General features: G+C 46.0%; 14 protein-coding genes and 1 tRNA gene. 2 read left to right on the top strand and 13 right to left on the bottom strand.

Annotation, left to right across the window (positions count from 1 at the left end; all coding sequences use genetic code 11):
- Positions 1-658: 658 nt before the first annotated feature.
- From BBD41_RS14500 to rpsF, 4 genes are all read right to left on the bottom strand, one after another.
- Entirely contained in the window at positions 659-1,333 is a 675-nt protein-coding gene (locus tag BBD41_RS14500; protein ID WP_077570866.1) for an SOS response-associated peptidase, read from the bottom strand.
- Between the two features lie 1,022 nt (positions 1,334-2,355).
- Positions 2,356-2,628: a 30S ribosomal protein S18 gene (gene rpsR, locus BBD41_RS14490; RefSeq protein ID WP_006207333.1), complete on the bottom strand. Its 273-nt coding sequence runs from the start codon at positions 2,626-2,628 to the stop codon at positions 2,356-2,358.
- A gap of 21 nt (positions 2,629-2,649) precedes the next feature.
- A complete protein-coding gene (ssb, locus tag BBD41_RS14485) occupies positions 2,650-3,126 on the bottom strand; it encodes a single-stranded DNA-binding protein (protein WP_077570870.1) in 477 nt (158 codons plus the stop codon).
- Positions 3,127-3,173: 47 nt separating this feature from the next.
- Positions 3,174-3,458, bottom strand: coding sequence for a 30S ribosomal protein S6 (gene rpsF / locus BBD41_RS14480; RefSeq protein WP_007129214.1), 285 nt, complete (start codon positions 3,456-3,458; stop codon positions 3,174-3,176).
- Between the two features lie 286 nt (positions 3,459-3,744).
- Here rpsF and BBD41_RS14475 point away from each other — a divergent pair, with 286 nt between their 5' ends.
- The gene (locus BBD41_RS14475; RefSeq protein ID WP_028406519.1) at positions 3,745-3,939 is read left to right on the top strand and encodes a YjzC family protein; all 195 of its coding nucleotides are present in this window, start codon (positions 3,745-3,747) and stop codon (positions 3,937-3,939) included.
- A 793-nt stretch (positions 3,940-4,732) separates the two neighbouring features.
- On the opposite strand, the gene BBD41_RS14470 is transcribed toward BBD41_RS14475, so the two are convergent.
- The 4 genes from BBD41_RS14470 to BBD41_RS14455 form a co-directional block, all read right to left on the bottom strand.
- Positions 4,733-4,823, bottom strand: a tRNA-Ser gene (locus tag BBD41_RS14470).
- 116 nt (positions 4,824-4,939) lie between these two features.
- On the bottom strand, positions 4,940-5,158 hold the full coding sequence (locus BBD41_RS14465; RefSeq protein ID WP_099477969.1) for a DUF951 domain-containing protein: 219 nt from the start codon (positions 5,156-5,158) through the stop codon (positions 4,940-4,942).
- A 64-nt stretch (positions 5,159-5,222) separates the two neighbouring features.
- Positions 5,223-6,122, bottom strand: coding sequence for a mechanosensitive ion channel family protein (locus BBD41_RS14460; protein WP_077570873.1), 900 nt, complete (start codon positions 6,120-6,122; stop codon positions 5,223-5,225).
- Between the two features lie 15 nt (positions 6,123-6,137).
- Complete coding sequence (locus tag BBD41_RS14455; RefSeq protein ID WP_077571012.1) at positions 6,138-6,380, bottom strand: putative Se/S carrier protein; 243 nt, start codon at positions 6,378-6,380, stop codon at positions 6,138-6,140.
- Between the two features lie 346 nt (positions 6,381-6,726).
- On the opposite strand from BBD41_RS14455, the gene yyaC reads away from it, so the two are divergent.
- The gene (yyaC, locus tag BBD41_RS14450; RefSeq protein ID WP_077570875.1) at positions 6,727-7,332 is read left to right on the top strand and encodes a spore protease YyaC; all 606 of its coding nucleotides are present in this window, start codon (positions 6,727-6,729) and stop codon (positions 7,330-7,332) included.
- Here yyaC and BBD41_RS14445 read toward each other — a convergent pair.
- The 5 genes from BBD41_RS14445 to noc all read right to left on the bottom strand — a co-directional run bounded on the left by BBD41_RS14445 (position 7,307) and on the right by noc (position 12,290).
- Positions 7,307-7,807 (bottom strand): DUF4446 family protein, encoded by a 501-nt coding sequence (locus BBD41_RS14445; protein ID WP_077570876.1) that lies wholly within the window; start codon positions 7,805-7,807, stop codon positions 7,307-7,309. The two genes, yyaC and BBD41_RS14445, sit on opposite strands and share 26 nt — an antisense overlap.
- A gap of 38 nt (positions 7,808-7,845) precedes the next feature.
- Positions 7,846-8,994: an aminotransferase class V-fold PLP-dependent enzyme gene (locus tag BBD41_RS14440; RefSeq protein WP_077570878.1), complete on the bottom strand. Its 1,149-nt coding sequence runs from the start codon at positions 8,992-8,994 to the stop codon at positions 7,846-7,848.
- Between the two features lie 397 nt (positions 8,995-9,391).
- On the bottom strand, positions 9,392-10,231 hold the full coding sequence (locus tag BBD41_RS14435) for a ParB/RepB/Spo0J family partition protein (RefSeq protein WP_099477967.1): 840 nt from the start codon (positions 10,229-10,231) through the stop codon (positions 9,392-9,394).
- The gene (locus tag BBD41_RS14430; RefSeq protein WP_007129223.1) at positions 10,224-10,985 is read right to left on the bottom strand and encodes a ParA family protein; all 762 of its coding nucleotides are present in this window, start codon (positions 10,983-10,985) and stop codon (positions 10,224-10,226) included. The genes BBD41_RS14435 and BBD41_RS14430 overlap by 8 nt, the downstream gene beginning before the upstream one ends.
- Positions 10,986-11,471: 486 nt before the next feature.
- Positions 11,472-12,290: a nucleoid occlusion protein gene (gene noc / locus BBD41_RS14425; RefSeq protein ID WP_077570885.1), complete on the bottom strand. Its 819-nt coding sequence runs from the start codon at positions 12,288-12,290 to the stop codon at positions 11,472-11,474.
- Between the last annotated feature and the right edge of the window lie 1,742 nt (positions 12,291-14,032).

Raw genomic sequence — 14,032 nt, 5'->3', positions numbered from 1 at the left:
TCCTTAAATAATTTCGGCCTCGGATCGGACTCGTAGGTGTCAAAGCATGATGTGAAATCCGCTGAAAGATTTACAGAAAATATACCAATGGTCAATTAGTGCCAAAGTCTCTAGCAATATCTTCTTGCCTATAAAATTAATGTTATGATACGTGTAAAATTAGGTAACGTCAATTACTTTTTTTCAAATTTCTCAAAAAACATGTTTTTAACGTCATTTTCGGGGTTAATAAATACTTTTAATCGCTTACTTTACTTTTCGTTTACTGAAAATGTATGAAATTTCAAGTTCATTTTACATTTTATAGATAATGAGACGCTTATGTATATGATAATCACGTTAACTTACCTTACACGAGAGTATGGCATCGTTTAAGCTGAAGCCTATAATTCAAATATCCCCCTCTATCCTGTCAAAAATAAGTCAGGAAACATTTCATCAGAAATGCATAATGCAGCAATAATATAGCTGGACCTATTTTCGATGTTAAATATTGTTCTCCACAAAGCAAACGAGGAAGGACCATAGTCCGACCGAAATCGTCCCGCCATCGCTCAAGCTTAAAACAAAAAAACAACCCGGAATCGGTTCCCGGATTGTTCGGATAGCTCAGCTCATTACGACTTATCATGCACATTAAACACTTCATACTTACGAACTAAATGCTCTTTACCCATGCCCGCTTCAGATCCATCTCCTCGATACACTGCTGGTGATCATGGGAATCATCGGCGATCAGTGGCGTGACCGGATATATCCTCATTGAACCCCGGTATGTACCAAGCAATGGCTGCAGTGCATGCACTCCTTTTACCTCTGGATCCAGCCACTTCTCCATGCTCTCTTCAGACAACAATGCCGGCATACGCGTATCAAACTCCCGGATTGCCTCGTTGGCCTCTGTCATAAGTACCGTGCAGGTTCTCATTTCGACACCTCTGGCATCCCGCCATGTTTCATACAATCCGGCCATCCCAAAAATCTCGTTGTTCCCGACCACGGTTCTAACCGCATAGCTCCGCTTGCCTACAGTTCTCCAGTAATACAAGCCATTGCAAGGAATGACACAACGCCGTGTATCAATGGCTCTACGGTAAGTAGGATTCTGATCCACTGTAATCAAATCCGCATTCACCGCATCCTTTCCCCAGTAAGGGACCAATCCCCAACGATATTCGTCAAGCACCCGTTCGCCCCCCTCCTGGACAACTACAGGTACGGATTGGGTTGGGCTGATATTGTAGCGGCTCTTATAATAATACATCACGCGGCTGATTCCGAAATAGCCGTTCACTTCATCAAGGCTGGCGGAAATGGAATACCGTCGGCACATAGTCATACCTCCTTTTCCCTTTATCATCTGGATAAATGAGGCTAAGTATGCATCATTCGACGATTCCTTCGTTTCTTCCACGTGATGTACGATTGTATCCTAGGAGTGGACAGGGAATTTTAAGCCGCTATATGTAAGTTCTATAGAGATTCTCATTTCACTTTCTTTCGATTAGAAGCATAACCAAGGGGATTTTTTATGTATACTCACAATAGACACCTTAATTTCTAGAACTGCCTATGCTGGTCTGCGTAACTTGTACCTACGAGAAACGGTTCTCTTATTAAGGTATGTCTGTAAACAATCAGCTTAATTTTATAAGTTCTAAATTAACACATATATAATAGAAGAAAATTTTTTAAAATAACACAACGACATCTGCAGCTTCCTCCTAAACAGCTGACATACTAGACCAACTTATTGGAAAGCTGTATTTCTCTCAATAGACAATGTCCTTTAATGGTAGACATTATTTATGACTTTAAAACTGGAAAGCTTTAGTATAGACTCGCGTTACACTACCATACTCATTAAAATTTTGTCTTCTCTGAGAAGACAAGGTTACTCTAAAAAGACATGAGCGCTGTAATGGAATCCTAATGCAGAAAAAAGTTTTTCACGAGCATGCCAAATATACCGAAAAAGATGTCGACCACGGCTTCTTATTCGAATTGGATCATGTTCAAGACCAATAGTAGTCAACAACATCTCTGGATTCATCCACCGGAGTTTAGCAGAAACGCAATATTGAGAAGGGATACAAATGCAAATAAAAATACAAATATTACAAGCGCCGATTACGGTTACTACTCCTTCCAACGGTGCTTCTCCTCAATGCTCGGTTCGTTCGCGCTTCAGCTGATTCTCGAGAACAAGGAACTCATTTCAACATCTAACCATCTTAACATTCCAACGTCCCACGTGCCTTATCCGGAGGCTTGGAGACAAGCGCTCATTTTGATGGGAAGCCGAAACAAAAAAGCGGCCCAGCCTATAAAGGCTGAACCGCTTCTGTAACCGAATTACTCGGTCGTGTATGGAAGCAATGCGATTTGACGGGAGCGTTTGATCGCAATCGTCAGAGCACGCTGATACTTCGCGCTGGTACCTGTTACACGACGAGGCAGAATTTTTCCACGCTCGCTGATGAATTTCTTGAGCAGATCGGTATCTTTATAATCAATGTGAGTGATCTTGTTCACAGTGAAGAAACATACTTTACGACGCTTGTTGCGGCCGCCGCGGCGTGCCGGTCTTTTGTCGTTGTCTCCGCCTTCTCTTTGTTTAAAAGCCATGCGTTGTCAGTCCTTTCCGTATTAAAATGGCAAATCATCATCCGAAATATCGATCGGTTTTCCTTCATCGGAAAAAGGATCCTGATTGTTGCGCGAGAAGTTGTTGCCCCCGCGGTTTCCGCCGCCGCTTCCGCCGCCGAACGATGACTCCTCACGGTTTCCGCCGCCTCCGCCTTCACGGTTTGACTCCAAGAAACGAACATTATCGGCAATGACTTCGGTGACGTATACACGCTTACCTTCGTTATTCTCGTAATTCCGCACTTGAATGCGCCCTTCTACAGCCGTCAACCGGCCTTTACGCAGATAGTTGGCACAAGTCTCCGCGAGCTGTCTCCAGGTTACGACCGGAATGAAATCCGCCTCGCGCTCCCCGCCTTGTCCGGTAAACGGACGATCTACAGCAAGTGTAAATTGTGTGACAGCGACTCCTGAAGGCGTATATCTAAGCTCCGGGTCCCGAGTCAGTCGGCCAATCAAAATGACACGGTTCAACAATCCAATCCCCTCCTTTAGAACGAAATCAATTACAAAGACTTCGCGTATTAAGCAACGTCGTTCGTGATGAGATAACGAATTACTTCGTCAGAAATCTTCATGAGACGCTCAAGTTCTGCTACAACATCTGGTGTTGCGTTGAAGTTAACCAGAACGTAGACGCCATCACGGAATTTCTTGATCTCATACGCAAGGCGGCGCTTACCCATTACTTCGTGCTTCGTAATTTCTCCGCCGTTGGAGATGATGCCTTGGAATTTTTCGACTGCAGCTTGAACAGCTTCTTGTTCAATGTCAGGACGAATAATGTACATCACTTCATATTTGCGCATATGTTTCCACCTCCTTATGGACTTCGGCCCCCAATCTAAGTTGAGAGCAAGGAGCGAGCCTAACTCGCACCATAATACTATACCAGAACGGATGATCGGATGCAAGTTTCTTTTCCCTTGCCGATTCCCTTTTCGGGTCCCTTATCGAGACTGCACTCTTGTCGATGTCCGTGAGGCATTTCCCCTATTTTTCCGTCCCTTTCTCACTTTACCTGCCATGCATTTCGGCCTTCCGGCACATGCTAACAAATGCAGTCCATCCAATACGTTAAGGGAGGGTTCCATGATGGGAGAACAGACTGAATTCCGCGGTGGAGATAAAGCTCCGAACAACGGGATCTATATGGAAGTCGGTGTAAGAGACCACATAATGGGGATCGAGAATCCGCGTCAGATCAAAATGGAGAAAGGCGACACATTCCCGGAGACGCAAAATGATGACCGGGTATGGCTGAATAAGCGCCGGGTTCAACCTAAGTAATCACCACCCTACCCAAGGCCCGCATGCGGTTTATTCCTCCGTTTGCGGGCATTTTAGTGCTTTGTTCGCGAAATTATGGTGCAGCAGCTTAGTTCAACAGCCAATTGCATTGCACGCCGCCAAAATGTTGTTAATCGATTTGGTATCCGGTATATTTTCCCACTCCCGGATTTTTGTATAGGAATTCAACTTCCTGCACATATTATCATCAGGTGGTGCATGAGAGAGGTGTGGTTCCGTTGGACGTTGCAGCTGAACGACGCAGAGAGGTTTCTGATATTCACACGTATTGCAAGCGGAGGACATAAGCGAACTGGCTTGACCTGATGGACAAGCTTTAGCTGTTGTCAATGGTTTTGCAGCATGTGTTGATGAGACGAGGATTCCAAAATCACAAGCACCGCCTACCCAGAAGGAAGGACCCGTATGGGTCCTTCTTTTATATTGGAGTTTTATACCGCCTACCTTGAAAGCAGACATTTGACCTTCTCGTCTTATTCACCCAGGTATTAAGCGAGGATCTCTGAATCCTGAGTTCTCAATCAGAATGGAGGCCACCTCGGGAGTGGATTTGGAGCTTTTTGTTCGGATTTCAACTACTCTAAGGGCTGCACATTGGCCAGATACAGGAAACGCAATTGCCTGCTTGATATCAAAAAACACCCTCGTCATGATCAGGAGACAATCCCGATTCATGGCGAGGGTGTTCTGTTATGCGGCGATTGTTAGATCGCCTGCCTTATGTACCACATATTCCCCTATATTCATAACAGCGGAGCTTGAATATAGTTGGTGGCGGAAAGGGTGGGATTCGAACCCACGCACGCCTTGCGACGCCTAGCTGATTTCGAGTCAGCCCCCTTGGGCCTCTTGGGTACCTTTCCACAGCAGAATTGATTATAACATGAAAATAAAGCTTGGTCAATACCTGTTCCTATTCAATCCTGAAATATCATCCGGTGACCCCATTTAACCAAAAGAGGCTGAAGGCGCGGCATGACTACGCCTCCCCTGCCCCTTCCTGCTCCTGAGCTGACCGCAGCACCTTCTTCATATTTTTCTCGAATTTGGCTCTCGGTATCAGCACACTATGCTGGCACTTCGTACACTTGATCCGGATATCCATCCCCATGCGGATAATTTCCATCTCATTATTCCCGCAAGGATGCGGCTTCTTCATCTGTACGATATCCCCTAGTTGAAATACCTTACGCTCCATTAGCTACCGCTCCTCCGTAATCAATCACATTTTATCTATTATATATCATCGGATGCCGACATGATCAAGCCTGGGCCCGTTCCTGTCCTTTATCCCTCGCTTCAATGGCTTGCTTAATATCGGTTAAAATCCGCCGCTCGACGGTTTCTCTAGCATTCGGATTACACTCGGCCGCAATGCGCACAACATACTCGGAGGTGCTCAGTGACTGGATACCCAATACATCCGGCGTACCCTTGACTTCCGGACACCGGTCCATAATATTGCCGAGCGCAGCCTGAATGAGCGCGATCGTGTCTTGAAGCTGCTGTTCGTTCTTGACCGGCAGATCAACCACGGCAAGGGAATTGGAGAGGGAAAAGTTCGTAACGCTCGTGATTAATCCGTTGGGAATTATATAGATTTCCCCGTTGAAGCCTCTTACGCGTGTCGTGCGCAATCCAATAACCTCTACCGTCCCCCGGTATTCTCCGCTCTTAATGACATCCCCTACGGCAAACTGATCCTCGAAAATAATGAAGAAGCCGGTAATAACATCCTTCACCAAGCTTTGGGCACCGAAACCGATTGCTAGGCCCAACACACCGGCACCGGCCAATAGCGGACCAAGCTTGAACTGGAACTCCGCCAGAATAATCAGGATCATGACAAAGTTACATACAAATGAGGTTACATTTTTCAGCAGCTCCCCTACCGTTACAAACCGTCTTGCATTGACTTGAATCCGGCTTTTTTCCTGTCTGAGCAGAAACCGGTCGATCATCTTATAAACAATGCGAATCACGATCCGGGTTAAGATGAAGATAATGATGACCCGAATGGCGGAGGAAAGAATGTGCATCCACATCGCTTCATCCGTTAACCACGCTAATATCTGATCCTTCAACTGCAATGCCTCCTGTCCCATTTGCTCAATATTTTCTGGATCACCCGAATTCTCTGTCAAATAGCCCATTGCCCTCATTCGTAATTGTCCTCCCTAATCTTCGATGTTCACATAAATCTGGTTGTCATTGAGAGCAAATATTCCTCTGATCTCCACTTGCTCCTGCCTAATGATATCTTGAACCTCATTTAACGCATCAGGCGGAAATTGAATCGACAATGCGCAACCTGCGGTAATTTCCTTCGGAGTCGGAAACAAATCAATTTCGATATCCGCATACTCCAGCAGCATTTCAGCTCGCAGCGCCTGCTGGGTGGAATCAAAAGCAATCAGCATGGCATCCCCCACGTCTCCAACCCTCCCTCCATCTTTCTTGGCTTCTGTTCTACCAGCAATCCTTGCCACCCACTTATCTACCCGCTGAATTCATCCCTTCCTTCTCTACTATGTAAGCCTCTTCCTTCTATTATGGTATTGCCATAATCTAAGAGATTTATATACGGCATTAACCCTCATCATCCGGACCAACCATCGAGCATTTCCGGCCGAGCCTCTACTCGTCTAGCTGTGTATTTGGGATTATGGAAAGACCACATCTTAACATTTCCTGATATCGCAAAGTATAAAAACAGTCTTTCATCCATATACTGATACTACCAAATGCAGACGAAAGGAAGATTCTATGAACAGGCTATCTAAAATAACGTCTCGTTCTGATACTCCGAGTTTGAAAATATCTCATACCGATCCTGATATTCACTCTGCCATCATCCATCGTTTACTCTTCCATCTATCCGATGCACGCGTCCAGCAAAGGCCGCTTGTCATCGTTTGTATTGGCACCGACCGTTCAACCGGGGACTGCCTTGGACCTTTAGTCGGAACCTCTCTGGCACGTTATAACAGCCCGTTGTTCCATTTATACGGTACATTGGACGAGCCTGTCCACGCTATGAATTTGAAGGACACATTGACGGCGATCTATGAAAAATTCGACAATCCCTTTGTTATCGGCATCGATGCATGCCTTGGCCAATCCTCAAGTGTCGGATCAATCCAGGTGTCCGATGGACCGCTCAAACCTGGTGCCGGCGTGCATAAAGAATTGCCGCCGGTTGGCGATATCCATGTAACTGGCATCGTCAATGTCGGCGGCTTTATGGAGTATTTCGTATTGCAGAACACGCGATTAAGCTTAGTCATGCGGCTGTCCGATATCATTGCAACCTGTCTATTTGCCGGGATCAAGGAATGGCATCGTTCTACCCTTCTTGCAGCGCAAGAGTAAGGGCCTCTTTCTCCTCCGGAGACAATGGATATTTGGATTGTCCGTCTTTGAGCGGCTTGGCATACACATAGGAGCTCTCCCGGTTATGAAGACCGGTCAGAACAATCCCTTCCTCTTGATCGCTAACGATAGCCAGGGAGAAGCTCATTTCGTTCCCGCGTTCTCCATATGCATTATAACGAACAATGCCAACCCGTGATTTCATTCCTTTCAGCTTCCGGTTAATCGAATCCAGCATTTTTTGATGATCGGCTTGACCCTCTTCAATTTCATCGATTTGTACCTTTAATTGAACCAGTAAGCTCTCCAGATCCTCGACTCCGCTTCCTGCCATCATTGCATCATAGCGGCGACGCATCCCCCGCAGCTTTGCTCCTTGAACGATGACCGTAATCCATAAGATCAAGATGATCATGATCATTACGACGACAAACCAATGCAGCTGTTCCATGATCAATTCATTTAATTCAGTCATGCTTTCTTCCTTCCTCTTCTCCATCTTGATCTCTATACTCAGCCATGAATTTCTGCCATAGCCTGAAGCATAAGGCTTATTTCCTCCGGACGTGTCGATATACCGACACTCGCCCTAACTGCACCCATCCGATCAGTACCAGCCGCCATATGCGCAAGCGGCGTGCAATGGTAACCGGAACGAACAGCTATCCCATATTCCCGATCCAAACGAAACGCTAATTCCGAAGCGCTGTATGTATCCGATACGAATGCTACGATGCCTGTACGCGCCTTCCCCTGCTCCGGTCCGAGTATCCGAATCGACGGCAGCGTAAGCAGCCCCTCCATCAACATCTGCGTTAGCTCCCATTCATGCCGGTATATCTGCCTTGGCGTCCACTCCAGCACTTTACGAACTCCAGCCTGAAGGCCTGCGAATCCGACGGTATTCGGAGTTCCCGCTTCGTACCGATCCGGACGAACCGTCGGCTGCTCCAGCGCCTCCGACTGACTGCCTGTCCCTCCATGCAAAAGCGGCTCCAGATCAATATCAGGCGAAATATACAGCCCACCTGTCCCCTGCGGACCCAGCAGCCCCTTATGCCCTGGAAAAGCTAGCATTCCGATTTTCATATCCTCTACTTGGATATCCAGCACCCCTGCACTTTGGGCTGCATCTACGAGAAGGACAGCGCCTCTCTTTTTCACAAGCGCCCCCAGCTCTTCCAATGGAATAATAGAGCCAAGCAGATTCGAGCTATGGCTGCATACGACAAGCTTCGTATTCGAGCGAAAAGCCGCCTCAACCTCCTGCAGCCTTAACTCTCCCTCTCCATTAACCGCCACGTAGTCTACCTGCACTCCCCGGGTCCGCTTTAAATACTCCAGCGGGCGACGGACGGAATTGTGTTCGACCATCGTTGCAATTACGTGATCTCCCTCCCGCAAGTATCCTTTAATCGCTAAATTCAGTGCCTCTGTCGTATTGGATGTGAGCACGATATCATTAGGATTTCTAACCCCGAACAAAGCTGCCAGCGCCTTTCTCGTCCCGTATAGAACACGGGAAGCCTTCACAGCCATGGCATGACTCCCGCGTCCCGGATTGGCCGCCGCCTCTTCCATCGACACTCTCATCGCTTCCAGCACTTCTGGAGGTTTCGGCCATGATGTTGCTGCATGATCCAGATAAACGATTGAGTCCACGTTTGCCGCTCCTTCTCAATCCGAAGATACGTTTCTTTGAAACCTGTCTTCCCTTCACCCAAAACACATTTCCATTAACTTCACCCATAAAACTTGTTAACGCTCAAAATCGAAAGAATTTTCAAGTTCAAAGTTACATAAAAAAACTTTTGCTTCCCACGACGAATAGTTGTCTTTTCTTTGACCTTAGATCACCTATTCATATCATCGTATTCTTTCTAATAGGGTTAAACAAAGACATATCTAATTCCCGCTCCGGGAACATCGACATGTCTTTGGTTTTGGCATGGCAACACAACGACTTTGTTGCATGTCCTCATTCGATCTTACGGGTGCTCACCTATTATACAGGATCCAGAACCTGAATGATTTGCATTTTTGATAACTATTGCCGGGATTATTGAAGCATCTCCAGCAAGCGTTCCAAGTCCTGTTTACTGTAATAATTCAGTTCGATTTTTCCTTTATCTTTGTTATGCTTGATCTTCACCGTTGTCTTGAATCGTTCCCTCAGGCTTTCTTCAAGGTGGTCGATATACGGATCCTTCTTCTTCGTTTTAACCTTGCTCTTGTCAGCCGGTTTGCGATCCAGATTTTTAACCGCTTCTTCCAATTCGCGGACACTCCACTCCTGTTCCACGCATTGCTTAGCCAGCTGCTTCACGAGCACAGGATCTTTAATTCCGACGATTGCTCTTGCATGTCCCATAGACAATGTTCCACGTGAAACATTTTCCTTCACTTCTTCAGGAAGGGACAGCAGCCGAAGGAAGTTTGCGATATGCGACCGGGATTTTCCGACCTTTAGCGACAGCTCCTCTTGTGTTAAGAAAAATTGTTCCATCAACCCTTGATAAGCCACTGCGATCTCCATCGCATTCAGATTCTCCCGCTGCAGGTTCTCGATCAGCGCAATCTCCATTACCTGCTGATCGCTGAATGAACGGACTACGGCAGGAATGGTCGCTTTGCCGCAATATTGAGATGCCCGGAACCGACGCTCCCCGGCAATGATTTCGTATCCCTTTAAAACACTGCGTACAATAATTGGCTGAATGACGCCATGCTGCCGGATAGACTCTGCCAATTCCTGAATTGCTTCATCGTTGAACGTCTTGCGCGGCTGGTACGGATTCGCTCGCAACTGAGTCAGCGGAATTTCCACAACCTTGTCATCCTCATGAATAGACAAAGAAGGAATAAGCGCATCCAGCCCTTTTCCTAAACGTTTACTCATACGAGATCACTTCCTTTGCCAGCTCCAAGTATACTTCCGCTCCCTTTGAACGAGGATCATAGGTCATGATCGATTGTCCATGGGATGGCGCTTCACTCAAACGAACATTCCTTGGAATAATCGTACTGTACACTTTCTCCTGAAAATACTTCTTCACTTCTTCAATGACCTGAATGCCGAGATTAGTCCGGGCATCCAGCATCGTCAACAGCACACCCTCGATCTTCAGCGATGTATTCAAATGCTTCTGAACGAGACGAACCGTATTTAGCAGCTGGCTTAACCCCTCCAACGCGTAATACTCACACTGAATCGGAATAATGACCGAATCGGCTGCCGTCAATGAATTAATCGTCAAAATACCGAGCGATGGCGGACAATCAATGAGAATATAATCGTATTGGGGTTTGATCAGCTGCAGCGATTTCTTGAGACGCACTTCACGGGAGATCGTGGGAACCAACTCAATCTCCGCGCCAGCCAATTGAATGGTTGCCGGTATGATGTCGAGCCCCTCTACGTTCGTCCCACATATAGCGTCCTTCGGGTGTACTTCATTGATGATAATATCATAAATGCAATTTGCAACATCGGCTTTATTAATACCAACCCCGCTTGTCGTGTTGCCCTGGGGGTCTATATCCACCAAAAGCACCCGTTTGCCTAGCGTAGCCAATCCAGCTCCCAGATTGACGGATGTCGTCGTTTTGCCGACACCGCCCTTTTGATTTGCTATGGCAATGATTTTAGACACTCATTTCACCTCAATGTAGGAAGACTCTTCTAAGTAGTCGCAATAGATGATACACAGCCCGAGAGCCGGATATAGATCTTGTGAACAGCCCCAAATCAATAAGTGCAGATCCGGGTCATTCAACGATAGAAAAATTCACTTCAGATATACAAGCTTCACCTTTTACCGAAGTCCTGCTTCTGGCCGTAGATGTAAAACGTTTGATCGTGGCGTAAACCTCCTGAATCGGAAGGAAGTTTATTGTCGCCATATCTTTATTGAAAATAACACCGAGCCGATTTTCGCATAATTTCATACGATCGGATAAGGACTTTGACAAAGCATAGAGGGTTATTTTTCTACTAACCCAGGCTGAAATGACCCTGGAAAGCCCCTATTCATGTACACGGAAGTCAATGAATAGAGAGAGTAACAAGCCTTGGATTCAAATGCCCCATTTATGCTCAATAGAAAAAGCGGCACGATGCATACCGCCTTTACACCCGATTAACGTTTAGGTATTTTGATCACGATTTCATAATGATCTTCATGGTCGTTCTCTGTTGTCTTGATAGCCATGCCTGAGCCTGAAACCATATCGATCGACTGACGGATCGTATTCAGTGCTAGACGGACGTCCTTGCTATAAGAGATCCGTTTGGCCTTCTTCATCGTTGTTACTTCTTTATAGAAGGCAATACGCGCTTCCGTTTGTTTTACATTCAGTTCCTTGGTGATGATCTCATCCAGCACCTTCAGCTGAGTCTCTTCATTGTCCAAAGAAAGCAGCGCACGCGCATGGCGCTCCGTAACTTTACGCTCCATCAATGCTGCTTTGACCGGTTCCGGCAGCTGCAGCAAACGGATTTTGTTAGCAATTGTAGACTGGCTCTTGCCAAGTCGCTGCGCCAGGCTTTCCTGAGTTAATTGATGAAGGTCGATCAGTTTCTGGTAAGCCACGGCTTCTTCAATTGAAGTAAGCCCCTCACGCTGTAGATTCTCAATCAGGGCAATCGATGCCGCCTGAGAATCGTTGAACTCCCGAACAATAGCCGGAATCGTATCCAGACCCAGCTTCTTAACCGCACGCCAGCGGCGTTCCCCGGCAATGATTTCATACACGCCGTTACGGACCCGGACAACGATCGGTTGAATAACTCCATGGGTCTTAATGGTCTGGAGCAACTCATCAATCTTCTCATCATCAAAAATCGTCCGCGGCTGGTATGGGCTGCTGACAACCTCGTTTACCGGGATTTGCTTCACTTCATCCCCTTGGTTACGCTCTGCCGCCAAGCCAAACAACTTCGAAAATTGTTCTTTCATTCCGTATATTACCACCTAATTTCATGATAGCATGGATGAGCCCCCGACAATCATCAGAGCCGGCAAATACCGGCAGGCAAACTACCGCCCTGCAGTTTACACTGCTAGCCTTGGCAACCCATATTCCCTATATGTGGAAGCCTTTTATGTAGTGATAGAGCCAGGCATTTCCCTGCAAAAACATACTTCATGCAAATTGAGAACCAACGCCATTCTCTTAGCCGAGCGCACTTCTCTGTAAAGCCGCAGCCTGACACGGCTGATTCTTGATAGATTCAATAGAAGGTAATATCATGATGTCATTTGCAATTGAATATCTAGCAAGAATAGATCTATACTCTACCCGTGCAGCAAACCCCAATGAACAGACTGCTTTCAAAAATAGTCGTCGTTATCTCAACAGCCGTTTCCCCCGCCGCTGTGTGGTAGTGTTCGTCTGCACGTAGCAGGGATGGGCGAATCACCTTAAGTCGAACCTTTCGCTCAGCCCATCAAAGAACGGGCTAAGTCAGCCCGTCTGCTTGGATCATGCTACGATTCTATTCTACCACTTTTTGTTCTATAACTCTATTCTCCAAAATCACCTTTTTTCCTGCATTTCTCGTTTTGATTGGCATTCTTTTATGTGAAATCTCACAAAACAATAATACTCATACCTCCCTATTTTGAATAAAGGCATAGTCGGTTTTTATTCTAAATGATTGGTAAGGTAGATTCATAGTTTTTGTGAATTCCTTCATTAATAGAAGTATCGTTCCTCTACATGGATTTTCCAAAAAATGTTCCATGTCGACTGCGTAATGCCCGCCATACCATTTAAGGCTGGAAATGGGCGTCAGCCATCACGCATGCGAATAGGTATTTGCTTTGGTAAAGCAACATGCTATCAGGCTTCAAATTTTATACTTCATACTTCTCTTACATTACTTCGCACTTCATACTTCATACTCCCTAACCCATGTTAGTCACATCATTTGGTTCATGATCGACCCTACTCCTTCCCTATCAAATGTTTCACGTGAAACATTTAAATAACTTCTGCCAACTGATGGATCAAAGCAGCATAAAGAAGCATAAGGCCCTGGAGAGCTGCTAGCGCATGCGAACCTACGATATCCACATAAAAAACATGAGAGATTTCCTTATAACGTGTTGAAGTCCGCAAGTTTCTTGGTCAGCATGTTACCCGTATAGCGTTTTACTTGACCAGCATCTCGAGCTCTTGGTCCAGCAAATATCGCATTACATCGTATTATCCGTTCCGACCGGTTCAACCGGCGATTGTCTTGGACCGTTAGTCGGAACCTCTCAGGCACGTTAGAATAACCCGTTGTTCCATGGATGATGGATCCCTGACCAAACTGATCTGTAACGGACTATTTAATGATTTTATAGCTGTTCTTATAATTGATCTTGCAGCTAAACAAGCAACTGATCACTTGCAATAGCTGATCTCACAGATCAGCTGAGTAGATGGTGTGTGAAATAAGGGATGTAAATTATGTTGTGTGAAATCGGTATATATAATTAACGACTTTGGTTGGTATGTGGCAATATCCTTGGTTATAAGACGTCAAACAACACATCCTGAATCCTTGATATTGTTCTACATCATACCATGGCACAAAAAAAAGAAGGACCCGGCTTGGGTCCTTCTTCTTTACAATTACTTTCACGGATGCTGTCTGATCGATGCTGCAATTTTTACCCTAATCAATACTGTAACTGTGCCTCAGCAACTT

It is taken from the genome of Paenibacillus ihbetae (assembly GCF_002741055.1).
GTDB lineage: Bacteria > Bacillota > Bacilli > Paenibacillales > Paenibacillaceae > Paenibacillus_AQ > Paenibacillus_AQ ihbetae.
Note: the sequence above shows the minus strand (reverse complement) of the source record. Positions and strands in the feature narration are given on the sequence as shown.